Consider the following 17,971-nt stretch of genomic DNA (forward strand, 5'->3'; position numbering starts at 1 on the left):
AAAAATATTAAGCGTGTGGCAATAAAGCAACAATAAAACGCTAGTGACTGAAAAACAACCCTCTAGCTGGGTTTGTCTGAAAAAATCTTCAAATTAGATTGCGGCTTTATATAATACAATTGCTTAGCTATTACTGACTAGAATACTATCTTTTAGCTAATGACTCCAGTGTTTGCGGTAAATATTCCAGGAGCTCCTGTAATAGGGAAGATTTTAGTGGGATTTCGCATAAATACAACAGTCCTGCATAAATGGCTGTTTTTTCTCCCAATAAATGGCTTGCAATGCCTTCTAAATCAGGGTGTTTGTAATAAAACAACATTACTTTGCAAAATACCAACAAACAGTCTATTATTGTTGCCAAGCGACTATACATAAATGAACACGGTTAAATTGTAAAATTATGGGCACACCTCGAATATCTCTGGATAACCCAAAATTGCTTTATCAGCTTTCGGATGATGATTTTCAGGCGGTATTGCTTGAAGGCGTGTCCAGGACTTTCGCGCTTACGATCCCGCAACTGCCTGCCCAACTTTACCGTGCGGTCGCGAACGCCTATTTGCTATGCCGTATCGTTGACACCATAGAAGACGAGGTTTCACTGACCGCCGGGCAAAAACACCATTTTTGTAGCGAATTCATTGAAGTGGTCAAAACCGGGGAAAATTCCGAGCCGTTCGCTGTTGAGCTTTCCCCCTTGCTTTCCAGCCAAACGATTGCGGCTGAGCATGCTTTGATCCATGTTTTGCCTAGGGTCATCCAAATCACCCATACCTTTGATGCCGAGCAAGTCGCGGCATTGACGGGCTGTGTAAAGACCATGGCCGAAGGCATGCCGATTTTTCAAGCCCAGAATTTACATAATGGCCTTGCCACGCTCGCAGATATGGACCGCTATTGTTATTACGTCGCCGGTTGTGTGGGCGAAATGTTGACGCGGCTTTTTTGCCATTATTCACCGGACATTGCCCGGCACCGTGAGGCCATGCTCAAGCTATCGGTATCATTCGGGCAAGGTTTGCAAATGACCAATATTTTGAAAGATATTTGGGATGATGCCGGGCGCGGCGTTTGTTGGTTGCCACAGGATATTTTTACTGAAACCGGTTTTGACCTTAAAACCCTAAACCCCGGCACTGATTCGGCCTTGTTTAGAAAAGGGCTGGAGCACTTGGTCGGCATTGCCCATGGGCATTTGCGCAATGCTTTGGAATACACGCTGTTGATACCGGCCCATGAAACTGGTATGCGCAATTTTTGCCTTTGGGCGATAGGGATGGCAGTGCTTACTTTGTGCAAAATTAAGCAAAACCTAAATTTCAACCATTCCGATCAAGTGAAAATTACCCGCAACAGCGTCAAAGCGACGATTGTTGCCACTAAGGCTTTAGGCCGTAGCAATATGCTGCTCAAATTACTGTTCAACCTGGCCAGCCGTGGGCTTGCCACGCCGGACTGGTCATACCCAATGCCCTCCTCTAAAAGCTAACCTAGATTTTTAAGGACAATATTTATGTTTACTGATGCTACCCATTACCTCGACCATAGCCATGCGCCTAGCGCGTCCAATGCGATCCATTCCAACGCTTATGACCTGAACAAGGCGATTAGCCAAGCCCAAGAAACGCTGCTCGGCCTTCAGGATAAGGACGGTTATTGGGTGTTTGAATTGGAAGCCGATTGCACGATCCCGTCCGAATACATCATGATGATGCATTATATCGGCGAAATTGATGAAGTCCTGCAAGCCAAAATCGCCAATTATTTGCGTTCACGGCAATCGGAAGACGGCAGTTACCCGCTGTTTACGGGCGGTGTCGGCGACCTCAGCGGCAGCGTCAAAGTCTATTACGCGTTAAAAATGGCCGGGGACGCCATGGATGCGCCGCATATGGTGCGTTTGAGGCATTACATCCTCAGCCAAGGCGGTGCGGCAAAAGCCAATGTGTTCACGCGCATCGCCCTTGCCATGTTCAAACAGCTGCCTTGGCGTGGGGTGCCGTATATCCCGGTCGAAATCATGCTGTTCCCCAAGTGGTTCCCGTTCCATCTGGATAAAGTGTCTTATTGGTCACGGACAGTGATGGTGCCGTTGTTTATCCTGTGCACCTTAAAGGCTGCCGCTAAAAACCCTAATGATGTCAATATCCTGGAGTTGTTCATCACACATCCGGACAAAGAATGGCATTATTTCCCTGAACGGACTTTGTTGAATAAAATATTTTTAGGTTTGGACCAACTGGGCCGGATAACACGTCCTTTGATTCCAAAGGCCATGCACAAACGCGCCATTGAAAAAGCCAGGGACTGGTTTGTCGAACGCATGAACGGTGAAGATGGTTTGGGGGGGATTTTCCCGGCCATGGTCAATTCTTACGAAGCCTTGTTGTTATTGGGTTATCCGAAGGATCATGAACTGGTGGTGACCGCGCGTAAAGCGATCGACAAATTGCTGGTGGTCAACGAATACGACGCCTATTGCCAGCCTTGCCTGTCGCCAGTTTGGGATACGGCTTTGGCGGCTTTGGCGATACAGGAAGCGGATAAGGTGAAAGGCGGTTCTGGGGATGCTGTTAATCCGGCATTGACCCGCGCTTATGAATGGTTGAAATCCAAGCAGTTGAAAGACGAACCCGGTGATTGGCGTATTGCCAAACCGGATTTGGAAGGCGGCGGCTGGGCCTTCCAATTTGCCAACCCGCATTATCCCGATGTCGATGACACGGCTATTGTCGGGTTTGCGATGGCGGATTCGCAATTGCCGGAGCTGGATGAATCCATCCACCGCGCGACCCGCTGGATCGTCGGTATGCAATCCCAGAATGGCGGCTATGGTGCGTTCGATGTCGATAACACCTACTACTATTTGAACGAAATCCCCTTTGCCGACCACGGTGCCTTGCTGGATCCGCCCACCGCTGATGTCAGTGCGCGTTGTGCGATGCTGATGGCGCGGGTTGCCAAAGACCATGAAGAATACGTCCCTGCTTTGGAACGCGCGGTCGCTTATCTGCGTACCGAGCAAGAGGCGGATGGTTCATGGTTTGGGCGTTGGGGAACCAATTACATCTACGGCACTTGGTCGGTATTGTTAGGCTTGGAACAGACTGGCTTGCCAAAAACCGACGCCATGTACACTAAAGCCGCCGCATATTTAAAAAGCGTGCAACGTGCGGACGGCGGTTGGGGAGAGGATAATTTCAGCTACCATGACCTTAGCTATAGTGGCAAATACCGTTTCAGCACGGCGTTCCAAACGGCTTGGGCCTTATTGGGCTTGATGGCCGCAGGCGAGGCGCGCAGCCCCGAAGTTAAGGCGGGCATTGATTTTATTTTGCGCCATCAACAAGCCGATGGTATGTGGAATGACAAGTGTTTTACCGCCCCTGGGTTCCCCAAAGTGTTTTATTTGAAATACCATGGCTATGATAAGTTTTTCCCGTTATGGGCGTTGGCAAGATACCGTAACGAGCTGGCTAAAAAATGATCTCCGGCATTGTGGTCGCGCTTCCTGAGGAATTGGCGACGCTGACATCAAAACGCATTGACAAGGGGCATTGCGTTTTTATTGCCAACAAATTATTGGTCGCTTATTCAGGGACAGGCTCTAAAAATGCGCAATCGGCAGCCAAACTACTGATCACGAAAGGGGCGACCCAGCTGATCAGCTGGGGTTGTGCCGCCGCCTTGAGCGCAACGCTGAAATCTGGGGATCTGACCCTGGCCGACACCTTAGTTGATAGCCAAGATGTTGAAATTGACATTGACAGTGACTGGCATCGCTATAGCAAAGCATTATTGGCGCAATCGGTGACTGTCCATACCGGACGCTTAGCCGAAAGTTTGGCTATCGTATCGTCCAGTAAGGAAAAGCTCCAGATGCAGTCGATAACCGGGGCGATAGCTTTAGATATGGAAAGCATTGCGGTAGCTAAGATAGCAAAATGCAATGCAGTCCCTTTTCTGGCTATCCGCGCGATTGTTGATCCCGTGACAATGGATTTACCACATGCCATTGAATATGCCGAAAATGACCAGGGCGACATTGTTTTAAGCCGCCTGTTGTTATTTTTGGCACTACATCCTTTTGAATTGCCAAAGCTCATTAAATTAGGTTTGCAGTTTAATGCGGCTAAAAAAACACTTAAAGCCGTCTCGCAACACCTCAACAATATTAGTGAGTTTTATCACTCCCCCAGTGTTTTACGGTAAACCAAAACGGGCAAACGCTAGTGCTTCAACTAGAGTGCTTTTAATCAAAAGCAGGCCGTTTAGCGGCTTGGGCTAGCGAACCAATCCCACAACATGACAGGCACAATCACGGTCACGCCTCTTGGAACCAACAGCGCAAATAAATCTCGAACCGCGCTGACGAATTAACAATCCCATCTGACGTAATCTTAATTTCGAGGTATTTAATGACTTTCAGCATCGCCGAGCTCTTCGCGCAACATAGCACCGATAAATTCGACCTGCACGAGCAGTATTTGAACAATCAAATGGTTAGGGTTTTAAAAACCATAGGTTATGACCGCCATTACCAAAGGGCGGTCGGACAATATCTTTATGACCAAAATGGCACCGAGTATTTGGACTTGCTCAGTGGTTTCGGCGTTTTTGCCATCGGCAGGAACCACCCTACCGTTATCAGCGCCTTGCAAGAAACCTTAACGCTAGAATTGCCCAACCTCGTGCAACTGGATGTGTCCGTGCTTAGCGGTTTGCTCGGGCAGGAAATCGTGAAAACCACCCCCGAAAACCTTAACAAGATTTTTTTCTGTAATTCAGGCACCGAAGCCGTGGAAGCGGCGATTAAATTTGCCCGTTATACGACCAAACGCGAAAAGATCGTTTTTTGCGAACATGGCTATCACGGCCTAACGATGGGTTCATTGTCGTTAAACGGTGAAAACATTTTCCGTGAAGGCTTCGGCCCGTTACTGCCCGGTTGTAGCGCAATCCCCTTCAATGACTTGGGCGCATTGGAAGCCGCATTAAGCCAAAAAGATGTCGCCGCATTCATCGTTGAACCGATTCAAGGCAAAGGCGTTAACCTGCCGGATGACAACTACCTGCCAGAAGTCGAACGCTTATGCAAGCAATACGGAACCTTGTTTGTCGCCGATGAAGTCCAGACGGGCTTAGGGCGTACGGGCAAATTCTGGGCGGTCGACCATTGGAATGTCAGCCCCGATATGATTTGTATGGCGAAAGCCTTGTCTGGTGGGTTTGTCCCCGTGGGGGCTGTGGCGATCACGCAAAAAATCATGGACACGGTTTACAACCGCATGGACAGGGCGGTCGTGCATGGTTCGACGTTTTCCAAAAACAATATGGCCATGGCGGCGGGCCTTGCGACTTTACATGTGCTTGCCGAAGAAAAATTGGTCGACAATTGCGCTAAGGTCGGCACCGACATTATCAATAGCCTGAACGCGATGAGCGGCAAATATGAATTTTTAAAGGAAGCGCGTGGCAAGGGCATGATGATCGCCATTGAATTCAAGTCTCCGAAAAGTTTGACCCTGAAGGCCGCGTGGGCGATGCTGGAAGCGGCAAACAAAGGCTTGTTCTGCCAGATGATCACGATCCCGTTGTTTAAGGAACATCATATCCTGACACAGGTGGCGGGGCACGGCATGAATGTTGTCAAGCTCCTGCCGCCGCTTAACCTGACGCAACAAGACCGCGACCATATTGTCACGTCTTTTGACAAAACCATTGCGGATACCCATCAAGTCCCCGGATCAATCTGGGATTTAGGCAAAAACTTGGCTAGCCATGCACTGAAAGGAAAAAAAGGGAGCTAACATGAAAATAAGATTGATGATCGCTTTATTATCAATAACTTGGGTAGGTCAGGCTTTCGCCCACGCCGTAGTGACCGAAGATTCGCTAAAGACCACGCCCATTCATGCCCATCAAGCGACGCAAGTGGAATTGAGCTTCAATTCCAAAATTGAGCGAGGATTATCACAAATTTTTTTAGTCAGTAAAGGCGACAAACATACTTTGTTGACGATTGCCGAAGGCCATAAGCAAGGGCAGATCCTTATCAACGTGCCTTCCCTGGAGCCTGGCGATTATGCGCTTAGGTTAAAGGTTTTCGCGGCGGACGGGCACTTGACTGAAGATGTCCTCCACTTTACGGTTGCTAAATAGGGTTTATCATGGCTGGTATAGCTGATTTTCTGGATTCTTTAATTGGTGGTTTTGACCTGATTTGCTTTGCCTTGGCTATTGGCGGTTTATTGTGGGGGTTGTTTGTCCTGAGGCCCTGGCAGGCGCGGGATGGCTATCAGTACAATTCAGCCTTGCTGGATACTGCCGTTGCTTTGATTTACAAAGGCGCGTTTTTCCTTGCACTTGCCCAAGCTTTTAAAATAGTCCTTAAAATTTGGTTAATGACAGCGGTGTTGGAACAATGGCCGTTTCCGGAATTTGCGCAAACCACGCAGTTTATTGGCGGCATCGTCCGCACCCTCCTGACCCTGTTTTTTGCCGTTTATTGTTACCGTTATTTGGCGAAACATCCATTTTCCAAACAATGCTGGGTAAACTCCGGGTTTGCCGCCATTCCGATGATTGTTTCCGGCGCTTGGTTGGTGCACGCGGCGGGGCGGTTTGATAACCAGGTTATGCTGATGTCTTTGACTGTTGGCCACCAGTTGGCGGCGGCAGCTTGGATTGGAGGGGTTTTCCAACTGATCAACCTATGGTTTTTACGTAGCGGCCAAAAAGTGCCGGCCAATCTGTGGCCGTTATTGCTGAAACGCTTTTCCTTATTTGGCCTCTCCGCAGTCGGGATGATCCTTGTTTCGGGGTTGCCGATTGCCTTGCAGTATATTGATTCTTGGGATGGGTTGATCGGCACCGGTTACGGGAATTTGCTCATGGTGAAGGTTGTTTTGTTGGCATTGGCCCTGGGTTTTGCTTGGTTAAATAAAACGGCTGTTGCCCGGTACCTACAATATGGGAACGGTGACGCCCTCACTAGGAGCGTGCCTTACTATATAGAAGCGGAAGCTTTAATATTGATGATCCTGCTGTTCACGGCAGCGAGTTTGGCGTCACAGCCTCCGGCAATCGACATCCCAACGTTGACGGCGACTTGGCAAGAAGTTTTAAATACGTTTAGCCCGCAAATGCCCCAGACCAGTTCACCTACGCATACGGCGCTGATAGCAGGTGAAGCCGGACGCGTTGCGATTGTCGGCCAAGTCCCTTCGTTGGCCGCTACGGAATGGTCAAATTATAACCATAATATTGCCGGTATTTTCATCACCACCATGAGCTTTTTTGCCATGTTGTCGTACTTGAAATTCGCCAGAGAGAATAAGGTGTTGGCACTGAGCAAATATTGGCCATTAGGTTTTGTCGGGTTAGGCATTTTTCTGTTTTTCCGTAGTGATGCGGAAACTTGGCCGCTGGGGCCGGTAGGTTTTTGGGAAAGCACCTTTAATAATGGCGAAGTGTTACAGCACCGGATTGCCACATTGCTGGTGTTTGTGTTGGGCGTGTTTGAACTCATGGCCAGAAAAAATCAAGACCCGCAGAGCAAACTGCCTTACGTTTTCCCGGTCTTGTCAGCGTTTGGCGGCTTGATGCTCCTTACCCATTCGCATGTTGGTTTTCAAGCTAAAAGCGCTTTCCTTATCCAGGTCGGCCATACCACTATGGGGATTTTTTCGCTAATATTGGCATGTGGCCGCTGGTTGGAATTAAAACTCGATAATCCTGGTAAAACCATTGCCGGTTTCATTTCCGTCGCCGCCTTGTTTCAGATTGGTATCATTCTGATGTTTTATCGCGAACCCCTTTATTAATTATGACTAGATCAAACTACCCCCTACTAGACGACATCAATACCCCCGCCGACGTGCGGCGGTTGCCCAAAGAGCTGCTGAAGCCGCTGGCGAAGGAGCTGCGGGAGTTCCTGACCCGGTCGGTGAGTGTGTCCGGGGGGCATTTCTCGGCGGGGCTGGGGACGGTGGAACTGACCGTGGCCTTGCACTATGTGTTCGACACCCCGTCCGACAAACTGGTCTGGGACGTCGGCCACCAGGCCTACCCGCATAAGATATTGACGGGGCGCAAAGAGCGGATGACCAGCATCCGCAGCCGTGACGGCGTCTGCGCCTTCCCCAACCGCGCCGAGAGCGAATACGACGCCTTCGGGGTCGGCCATTCCAGCACCTCCATCAGCGCCGCCCTGGGGATGGCCATCGCCTCCCGCCTCAAAGGCGAGAACCGCCAGATGGTCGCCATCATCGGCGACGGCAGCATCACCGGCGGCATGGCCTTCGAAGCCATGAACCACGCCGGCTCCTTGGACGCCAACCTGCTGGTCATCCTCAACGACAACGACATGTCCATCTCCCCCAACGTCGGCGCGATGAACAACTACCTGTCCAAGATCCTCACCAGCCGTTTATATTCTTCCGTCCGCGAGGAAAGCAAAAAAGTCCTCAGCAAAATGCCCACCGTCTGGGAACTGGCCAGGCGCACCGAAGAGCACGTCAAAGGCATGATCGTCCCCGGCACCCTCTTTGAAGAACTCGGCTTCAACTACATCGGCCCCATCGACGGCCACGACGTCGACATGCTCGTCTCCACCCTCGAAAGCCTCAAGCACATCCAAGGCCCAAGGTTCCTGCACATCGTCACCCAAAAAGGCAAAGGCTACCCGCCCGCCGAAAAAGACCCCTTGGCCTACCACGGCGTGCCCGCCTTCGACCCCAGCCAAGACCGATTGCCCAAATCCACCCCCTCGCCGCACCCCACCTACACCGAAGTCTTCGGCAACTGGCTGTGTGACATGGCGGCACAAGACCAGCGCCTGCTCGGCATCACCCCCGCCATGCGCGAAGGTTCCGGCCTGGTCAAATTCTCGAAGCAATACCCTGACCGCTACTTCGACGTCGCCATCGCCGAACAGCACGCCGTCACCTTGGCCGCCGGGCAAGCCTGCGAAGGCGCCAAACCCGTCGTCGCCATCTACTCCACCTTCCTGCAACGCGGCTACGACCAGCTCATCCATGACGTCGCCCTGCAAAACCTCGACGTCCTGTTTGCATTAGACCGTGCTGGCCTCGTCGGCCCCGACGGCCCCACCCATGCCGGCAGCTTCGACCACAGCTACCTCGCCTGCATCCCCAACATGGTCGTCATGGCCCCGGCGGATGAAAACGAATGCCGGCAAATGCTCAGCACCGGCTTCCTGCATCAAGGCCCCGCCGCCGTGCGCTACCCGCGCGGCAAAGGCCCCGGTGTCCCCGTCCAGGGCAACCTGGACACCTTGCCCATCGGCAAAGGCGAAATCAGGCGCCCAGGCCACAAGATCGCCTTCCTGGCCTGGGGCAGCCTGGTCGCCCCCGCGCTGGAGGCCGCCGAAGCACTGGACGCCACCGTCGCCAACATGCGCTTCGTCAAGCCGCTGGACGAAGCCCTCATCCTCGAACTGGCGAACAGCCATGACTACCTCGTCACCCTCGAAGAGAACGTCCTCTCCGGCGGCGCGGGCAGCAACGTTGCCCTGTTCCTGCACGGCCAAAAGCTCGGCAAGCCCGTGCTGGCCATCGGCCTGCCCGACTGCTTCGTCGAACAGGGCACCCGGGAGGAGCTGCTGGCGGTGTGCGGGCTGGATGTGCGGGGGATCTTGGACAGGGTCAGGGCGTTTTGTGGGTGAATAGGTTAAGGCTGGCCTCAATTCAGGTTGGAATGGGGCATTAGCGGCGTAGTAGGGGAAATGTCCCGCACGTTTTGGCCAATTAACAAGAGGGCTAAACGTAAGGGACTGTGAAAGTATTGCAAAATGCTCTAAGAATTAATGATTGTCCACAAAAAACACGAAACAATTAAACAATAACTTTCAATAACTTATATTTAATCTGGTTTTACACTTTCGTGATTTTCGTGGACATAAAATAATTCTTTCACAGTCTCGTAAGTGATTGGGGTCAACCACATGCCCTAACTTGCCTTTTACCGTAGCCTGCGCTTGTGCGAGGTAAGCCGCAGACTGCAGGCAGAAAGGGATTGTGGGCATTCACAGCGCAGGGATGCCTTGGTAACCCTTGCCAACGGAAACCCTTGTATGCGGCAGGGCAAGCCGGAATCACGTTGGGTTTCGTAGACCATCCCGCTTAGCGCATTCAACAGATGCTATCCACTGAACGGCATCACCTACCGCATAATCACCAGCATCCGGCAGGTGATTTATTGCCCAGATTGTCTATTTGTAATGTGCCGCAAGTGTCAGCATCAATAGGCACTGCTTGCAAGGTATAAGTTGTTGCAGTCGCGTTAATGACTATATTGTAATAGGGCGTCGGGTCTTGCGCGGGCACCAGGGTATAGTCATTGGTTTCTGTAAACCTACGCTCCATGATGTTTACCAAATTCATCAAAACGGCTTGGGCATCGGCCCGGTGTGATTTTCTGACATTTTCTTGGTAGCTCGGATAGGCAATACCGGCAAGGATGCCGACAATGGCCACTGAAATCATCAGCTCAACAAGTGTAAACCCCTGGTTTTTTTTTGCTACATTCATAATTTTTAACTGTATTCGTTTCCGGTAAATGCCAATTGTGAGATTTCGATTGGGTAGGCGTATATAACTCTATACTTTTTAGTGACGGAGGGGTATGAAGAGATTAGTTTCATAGGCAACCCGTTCCGTAGTGTTTGGATAGTGCTTAATATTTGCTACGTTATCAACGGGGCCCGTAGCCCCGTCTCGCTTTGCTTCACAACCTATAACAAGCGATTAGATGGTTTTGCTTGTTATTTGAGTTGCTGCCAGGATCGGCGGCCATTGTTACCACCGCCACCGCCACCGCCACCGCCACCAAAGTCAACCGCCTTGCCAATAGCTCCCGTGGAGCCGCTGACATATTTGTAATCAACGGCTGTAGCTTCAATTACGGCAGGCGTTTTAACAATCCCGACTTCCAGGTCGATACCCGCTGCAAAGTGTTCGACACCATTCACGACTACTTTATCATTATTGTCAACGCCGCCACCGCCGCCGCCACCGCCGCCGCCACCGCCGCCGCCACCACCGCCGCCGCCACCACCGCCACCACCACTGCCGCCGTTCCCATTGGTGTCAAAAGGCGCTCCGTTGAATTCACCGCCATTAAGCGCATCGATTTCCATTAACCATGAACTACCACCAGATTCACATGGATCGGCACTAGGAATTAGGGTTGAAAAAATTACCAAGCCCCGGCGGATGAGAGGGAAACTAACCACCCGTTCGCCTTGCGCCCCTTTAATGGGGCTGATCAAATTTAATGCCCAGCCAGTTTTTAATGACGAGCTGGTTGTGCAACCAACGCTGGTAGGTGCATAACACACGGGGGTTTTAGACACCACCCGGATGGGATGTATAGTTGTATCGCCACTTACGGTTTGTGCCGACCCTTCAAAATCGACAGTCTGCTCTTGCAACATGTTCCGGTCAGTGATTGCCGAGCCTTGATCCCATAAGCCATAAAACGATTGCATTTGGGGGCTTGCATTAACAATGTTGTCACTCGTCTCAAAGTATTTGCCCGTGCCAAAGTAGACCATACGGCCAACACCATTTTGATCAGTCCCAGTCCCGCCTGCCGCACCTACGTTAGGTTTGCCCGTGATAGGTTGGCGATCCGCTGTGCTACAGCTAGAGCCGCCTGTTGTTGTACATGCTACAAAGAATGGGCTAGCAGGCACTGTCCAGCTTCCGGCATTGCCGGATAGGTCAAATTTCCATAAATTACCGTATAAATCGCCTGCGTAAACGGTATCCACACTGTGGTCATTGTTGGTGTCCACGGCAATAGGTGACGATAAGCCATTTTTGTTGGCGGTAGTGCCAACGCCAGTATTTATTTTTTGCAGCACTGTACCGGTTTGGGCATCCAGAACGAACAGTACAGCAAGACCGTTATCACTGTTATAGCCATTGGCAACAATCACCGCCCAATGGCCATCTTGCAGCCTGACCACTGCCGGTTGCGCGAAGGTATATCCCAAATCGGCATCATTGGCGTTGGTAAACTCCCACAAGACACTGCTGGAATCAAACGCGTCCGGATTTGTGACGTCCAGTGCAAATACAGCCCTGCCTCCAGCACCTGTAGTGCCTGCCAAAAGGGTATGCCAAGCCGAGCTAAAAAATACATCGCCCACTCCAGATAAGCCGTCGACATAATATTGGTGGACATAGTTAGGTGATGTCAATTTGCTTAATTGTGGGAATACGGCATTGGGGATGTAAGCGAACACCTCTTTGCCGCTATTTGCTGCGCTATTGGCATCGAAGCCATGCAACATACCGTCATTGGCTCCCACATAAAGCATGGGCCGCCGATTTAAATAAGTGCTGGACGTCCTAAATGCAGTATATTGGCTGCCTTCAGATCCGGGTAGTGCAGCATAACCATAATCCTGGCTACCCACGAAGATAGGGTCGGAATTGACAATGTCTCCCAGGAATTTGGTTCTGTTCCTAAAAATGCCTCCAGCGCGTTTTTGCTCATTGCTATCATCCCCACGCAACCAGTCAACACGTAATTCCCCATTACTGTCGTTAACACCTAACAAGGTGTCCAAGTAATTCTGTTGTGAAGCTTCGAGGCTGTTCCATAAAAAAGGGATGCCACGTGAACCGGCTGCGGCTGATGGGGCAAGTGTGAGAATGTTACGGCTTGCAGCGGCAGGCAACAAATCGGCCGCATCCCAATCGGGCGATAACGCCCCATTGGCAATATTAACGCTGTAGGCTATCAATTGACCACTCCAGTCAGTTGTGTTGAATTTAGCCTGATAGATTTTGGAGCCGCTGTCCAAGCGTGTGGAGTTGGCGGCCACTGCGGAAGCGGAGCTTACAATATTGAGTGCCTTGGCAAAGGCTTTACCCAGTTGTTCCGGCAGCTTACCCGCATTTGTCACTAAAAAATAACCATCGGGTACACCATCGTTATTGCTATCCCATTCTTCATTATCAAGAATGCCGTTTTCATTATTATCATTTACCCCCCATTTTGCAGCATACCAAAGCGGGTCATGTTTGATAAAGCTTGCAGACGCAGCAGACCCAACTGTAAACGTCCTGGTTGTGCTCAAAGGCAAATCTGTATGGTCAACCCAAGCGCCACCAGGTAATTGGCCGGGCGGAGTATCTAGGAAATAATCCGGGTCAGTGCCGGCAGCCGTATCTTTATCGCGGACTTCCAAATAAACGCCATCATGCGTTGTGCCGGATATAACGTATCCCATGTGTTGGATAATGCTACCCGCCGCATAAGTGCAATTAAGGTTGATGACGAGCTGGTTTGAGGCATCAACATAGATGGTGTACTGGACGATCGCGTCCATATCATGATCTGCGGCTTGCTCCGAGTCCTCGTAGTTTATTCGGAATACGGCATAAGGGCGGCCACCATTTACCGAGCTATTGCTATTGTCTTCAGAGGTATTAACAATTGTTTCAACATAAAAATCAACAATTTGGTTGGTTGGTTGAAAACTGGCTGCAGGGTCAATGCCAAAAGAACCGCCGACTGATTTCGCAAAAGGCACGATGGTCACTATTTTGCCATTAATTGGAATTTCAATACGGGGCAAAGTAGAAGCTAAGGCCACCGCCAATGTGTTGACCTTTTGGTCTTTCGTTGCGGGGTTCAAATCGTTGCCCGTGCCGAACAGGGCGATACTGCCCGCATAATAACCGCCCATTTTAGTTGGCTCTTCAGGTGCCAATCCCCGGATATTTTTAAAACTGCTTACCGGTTTTGGGTCGGGCGTGCCGTTGCTAATAGAACCTGATTGGCCAATAAATACAGAGCTTGCTTCTGATTCGCCCGCCCAAATCGTGTCTGCCATAGTAGACACATCAAGCCCCCCCAAGTCACCAGAAAATGAATTGAAAAAACTGCCAGGCAATTGGTCGGTATCGTAAGAAACATTAATGTCCCCAATTACCAAGTCTATTGGTTTCGCACAACTCAGGTAGCCACCACCTCCAGAAGCTGCTGATTGGTAAGGGTCAAGCCAGGTGGGCGCAGGCAATCCAAGAGAAAAGTCTGGATCATCGTTTGTATTTATTGAATAGGCGGGTGTTGGAATGGCTTTTCCAGCGAAATAGCGCAGGCTCTCATACATCATTTCGGCTATGGGCTCGCCCCATTCGGCCGCTTCCCCCTCATTGATCGGGCGAGTTTCTATCCAACCCGATGCGTAGCAATAAGGGCATGCATAGTTAAATGTAGTGACACGTAATTTATTGATAGTGCTTACGATACCGTTTACATTGGTAAATATGCCTGTATTGGAATCCACTTCGTTTTTGAACGACGATATATTTTTTCTGAGCATGCCACCTGAGATATTTTTCTTGTATGACCCTGATAACAAACCAAATTCCATTGAGTCATTTTCACCATAAGTGTGCAATAAACCGGTTGGTTTATAAGTCGTGGTAGACCCGTTGTTATAGGCTTTGCAATTGGCTTCTAATTTACCGGGTACGCAGCTTAGGACGTTGACGCTATAGTCAGTCATATTAGATGCAGGTAATGTTTTTTTCCAATTTAAGACAAAGCTGTCCCCTCCTGTTTGTTCTTCGTGGCGGTACTCAATGGTATAAGGGGTATTCGCGGTTAAAGAAATTGAGCCAGTATGGGTGTTACAGCCACAGGTTCCATGCCCGCCGTACCATCCGGCCACGACTGTGCCGTTAATAATGACTTCTACCGCATCATCGCCATCCACAGAAAACGTATAACTGCCCGTAGTGGGTACGGTAATGGTCCCTTTTACTACGGTCATGTAGTAATCATCAGGGCCGTAAGGGTTGTTGTCATTGCCATTTAAGGTGGACATCGAACCGCTGCCAAACTTCCGGGCCGTTACCGCATAGGTGCTGATCCAATTGTTAAAATCAGTGTGGTTATTGGGATGGCCATTGGTTCCGCCTGAACCCGAAAGGTCGTAGGTGGTGCGCACCAAGTTGTTCAAAACGCCGCTCGGTACGATAGGCCATGAATCACCGCCCGCTGTTACACAATCAGGCCCGGAGCTTCCATCCAAGCATTTTGACCCTGCGACAGGGCGTTCAATAGACACCCATTCCCATATCCGGTACTGGCTATCGTTAAGTATCCGCATCAATGGTTGTCCGGTATAGCTCAGCGATGTGTTGGCAAAGAGATGGCTGGTTCCCAATGCCGGTTCGTTGAGCGGGGTATAGTCTGAAATATGGTAACCGGGATTGTTGACAGGGTTATATTCTTTCCCCCATGAATGGGCATCTTGCGGTATGAAAGAGCGTTTTAGCATTGTCTGTGAAGTCGTGTCCGTGCTCCTGTATCCCCCATAGAGCACTTTGCGCAGGGCATCAATCCGGGCCGTCGTCACATAATTTAAAAAATCACCGCTCCAAGCCCCGGAGCCCGCCACGCTTGAACAGGTTTTATCCAGGGTGGCATCTTTGGGTTCAAAATAGCCTCCGGAAGAGGTGTTGTAGTCATAGCAACGGTGCGAGTCAAAATATCCGTAATAATCAATTCCTGGCTTATATCCCACATCAACCAAACCGTCATCGTCTAGGTCCGATGCATCATTATAGGCTTCGTAATAAAGCCTATGGTCCCGCCCCAAGACCAACATCACGATTGGAGGGACGCTGGTGGAAAGGAATAGTGGGGATGACGCAATATCTGCACGGGCCGCATTGGCTGAAAACCCTATCAGTAAACTCAGTGCCAGCCTGTGCAACCAAGTGCTTGGGATTAGATGACTTATATGGTTAAAAGTGTTCATTGCAAATCTCCAATCATTGGATTGCTGCTGTCGTTAGTGGGCATTATTCGGAATGGTTTTGGTGAACTATTCAGGTCATGCCCTTAAAAGCCTTAGGTAATGTGAATTAAGAAGGCAAGTATGTTGATTGTAAAATAACCACCGCATTGAGGGAGCCGCCTGTGGCCCTGACCGTGATCCTATAAAGTGTTGTAAGGGCTGCGGGCGGGCAGCCAGCGGGATCCAAACAAGCTGGTAACCTTTGAATGATATAAAGGGGTCTGGCGATGCCGCTGGCTAATCCGGTGATAGTGGATGTGCGTACGGGGTTAGTTGTCCAAAAAAGGTCAGTCGAAAGTGCTGATTGGGTTGGGATGGTCGATGTCTCGGAATAAAACCCGCCCGTACCTGCATCATCAAAAGTTGGGGGCAATGCCGGCGAGTTCAGGCTGTTTTCCGCCACTATCAAGGCGGATTCAGCCGTTTGGAAGGCTAAGCTTTTATCGCGCAGGTTACCGGCCATCTTCTCTTCCAGGGAACTGTTCTGGGTGCCGGAAATGCCGATTAAGGTCAGCAACAATAGCATCACCAAACTGATGATCAGAACTGCGCCGGATTGATATTTATAAGGTTTGCACATATTTCTCGCCTTCCAATAAACGGGTCATCGGTTGCGGATGGAAATGGTTGAGGTAAAAACCCGTCTTAACAGGCCGTCAGTGGTTTGGGTGCGGTTGCCGTTGTAGATGAATTGCACGGGGCCTGAAGCCACGCTTTCAAGTGACACTGCCAATAAGCTGATGCGGACGCTGATGATTTTGTTTTTCCCCGTGTCCAATTGATCTGCGGTCACATAATAGTTGGCGGTCCCGTCAGCGGCTTCAACGCTGGGGTCAGGGGTGTCCACTCCGTACCATACTTGCATTTGTTCTATGCCTTCCACTAATTCTGCGGCATTATTTCCATCAATCCGTTGATAAAGCGAGGGCTGGCCATTTGGGTTTGTCCGTATGAAGTAACTGATGGTGTGGATGGGGTAGACTTGACCGCCTTGAAAGGGCGCGCCCAAGTCAGCCGTGGAGTTTCCGATACCACAGCCACCGACAGCATGGGAAAGGTTGTTTCCCGCTATGGCGGCGATCTGGAATACCTTAGCAACCGAGCAAGTGGACGCCACGGCAAGGGCGCAATTGTTGGCGCCGAGGGAGTCCAAAAAACCAGCGGCTTGCAAATTGGCGGTGGTGGCCGTCCCATCTAAGGTAATGGGAGAAGCCCCTGTCGGATGGGATGCTATCGTAAAGGCGTTTATGTTATCCGCACGGCGTATGGTGATGACATCCGAGCCACCGACTGGCGACGTGATTGCGGCATTGATTACAGGTGTCCAATCCGTTGCCGAGGTGGCCTCAAAGCCTTCAATGGCCCTGTCAAAACGGTATAAAAAATCTCCTGGTGCCGCGGGCATATTCAATATGTCGTTAATTGGCGACGTTGGCCTGTTGCAGCCTATAAATCCAGCCATACGAAGGTCATTGGCAAGAAAATCTAATGCATACCGGCCATTTTCCTGCATTCTGGAAAGTGCTTCCAACATTTGGTTGGTCCGTTTGCTGCCGACAAAGGTTTGCAAGACTCCGCCTAGCAAAAACGCCCCAATCAGCAGGGAAACCATGATTTCTATGAGGGTCATGCCAGTTTGCAAAGGTTTATTTTTCATAACTGGAAACTTGTTTGGAAACTGTGGTCATTGGCATCAACAGCACCATCATGGTTTTCGTCCCAAATGATGGTGATGGTGTACACTCCCCCGGCAATAGCGATGGTTCCTTGGCCGAGGGGTAGGGTGGACACCATGGCGTTCCATTGGGCAAGGTCGGTTTGGGCCATGTCCGCCGGACTGCATCCGGTCGTGATGAGGCAATCAGCATTTTCTACCGCTGATTCTGGTGCGATAGTTGTGTAAGTGGCTATTCCAAGGGAGTTGGCGCGCATTCTGTCCGCAATGTCATAGGCGAATTCTGTGGCTTGGCTACGATTGTAAGCATCTTGGTTATTGCCAAGGCTGGTGGCCTGTAAGGCCGCCATGCCAAGCAACCCGCCTGCGAGCAGAAGCATGGCTATCAGTACTTCGACTAGGGTGAATCCGGTGTCTTTATACATAGTGCATATTATTGAAAT

General features: G+C 50.4%; 12 protein-coding genes. 7 read left to right on the forward strand and 5 right to left on the reverse strand.

Annotation, left to right across the window (positions count from 1 at the left end):
• Nucleotides 1–403: 403 nt before the first annotated feature.
• The 7 genes from METMI_RS0110315 (at nt 404) to dxs (ending at nt 9,691) form a co-directional block, all read left to right on the forward strand.
• The gene (locus tag METMI_RS0110315; RefSeq protein WP_029151608.1) at nt 404–1,492 is read left to right on the forward strand and encodes a phytoene/squalene synthase family protein; all 1,089 of its coding nucleotides are present in this window, start codon (nt 404–406) and stop codon (nt 1,490–1,492) included.
• A gap of 24 nt (nt 1,493–1,516) precedes the next feature.
• A complete protein-coding gene (shc, locus tag METMI_RS0110320) occupies nt 1,517–3,490 on the forward strand; it encodes a squalene--hopene cyclase (RefSeq protein WP_019866212.1) in 1,974 nt (657 codons plus the stop codon).
• Nucleotides 3,487–4,215, forward strand: a complete 729-nt coding sequence (locus METMI_RS0110325; protein WP_019866213.1) for a phosphorylase family protein — start codon at nt 3,487–3,489, stop codon at nt 4,213–4,215. Before shc ends, METMI_RS0110325 begins: the two co-directional genes overlap by 4 nt.
• A gap of 206 nt (nt 4,216–4,421) precedes the next feature.
• Nucleotides 4,422–5,813 (forward strand): aspartate aminotransferase family protein, encoded by a 1,392-nt coding sequence (locus METMI_RS0110330; RefSeq protein WP_019866214.1) that lies wholly within the window; start codon nt 4,422–4,424, stop codon nt 5,811–5,813.
• A 1-nt stretch (nt 5,814) separates the two neighbouring features.
• Nucleotides 5,815–6,165, forward strand: coding sequence for a copper resistance CopC family protein (locus tag METMI_RS0110335; protein WP_029151609.1), 351 nt, complete (start codon nt 5,815–5,817; stop codon nt 6,163–6,165).
• An 8-nt stretch (nt 6,166–6,173) separates the two neighbouring features.
• Nucleotides 6,174–7,829, forward strand: coding sequence for a copper resistance D family protein (locus tag METMI_RS0110340; RefSeq protein ID WP_019866216.1), 1,656 nt, complete (start codon nt 6,174–6,176; stop codon nt 7,827–7,829).
• A 2-nt stretch (nt 7,830–7,831) separates the two neighbouring features.
• Nucleotides 7,832–9,691 (forward strand): 1-deoxy-D-xylulose-5-phosphate synthase, encoded by a 1,860-nt coding sequence (gene dxs / locus METMI_RS0110345; RefSeq protein WP_040572782.1) that lies wholly within the window; start codon nt 7,832–7,834, stop codon nt 9,689–9,691.
• Nucleotides 9,692–10,199: 508 nt separating this feature from the next.
• Here the strand turns inward: dxs and METMI_RS0110350 are convergent.
• The 5 genes from METMI_RS0110350 to pilV form a co-directional block, all read right to left on the reverse strand.
• Nucleotides 10,200–10,556 (reverse strand): type IV pilin protein, encoded by a 357-nt coding sequence (locus tag METMI_RS0110350; RefSeq protein WP_019866218.1) that lies wholly within the window; start codon nt 10,554–10,556, stop codon nt 10,200–10,202.
• A gap of 233 nt (nt 10,557–10,789) precedes the next feature.
• Entirely contained in the window at nt 10,790–15,814 is a 5,025-nt protein-coding gene (locus tag METMI_RS23660; RefSeq protein ID WP_019866219.1) for a PilC/PilY family type IV pilus protein, read from the reverse strand.
• Between the two features lie 106 nt (nt 15,815–15,920).
• Entirely contained in the window at nt 15,921–16,433 is a 513-nt protein-coding gene (locus tag METMI_RS0110360) for a pilus assembly PilX family protein (RefSeq protein ID WP_019866220.1), read from the reverse strand.
• A gap of 24 nt (nt 16,434–16,457) precedes the next feature.
• Nucleotides 16,458–17,510: a PilW family protein gene (locus METMI_RS0110365; RefSeq protein ID WP_019866221.1), complete on the reverse strand. Its 1,053-nt coding sequence runs from the start codon at nt 17,508–17,510 to the stop codon at nt 16,458–16,460.
• A complete protein-coding gene (gene pilV, locus METMI_RS0110370; RefSeq protein ID WP_019866222.1) occupies nt 17,507–17,953 on the reverse strand; it encodes a type IV pilus modification protein PilV in 447 nt (148 codons plus the stop codon). Before pilV ends, METMI_RS0110365 begins: the two co-directional genes overlap by 4 nt.
• Nucleotides 17,954–17,971 lie beyond the last annotated feature (18 nt).

This window comes from Methylovulum miyakonense HT12 (assembly GCF_000384075.1).
GTDB classification, from domain to species: Bacteria; Pseudomonadota; Gammaproteobacteria; order Methylococcales; family Methylomonadaceae; genus Methylovulum; species Methylovulum miyakonense.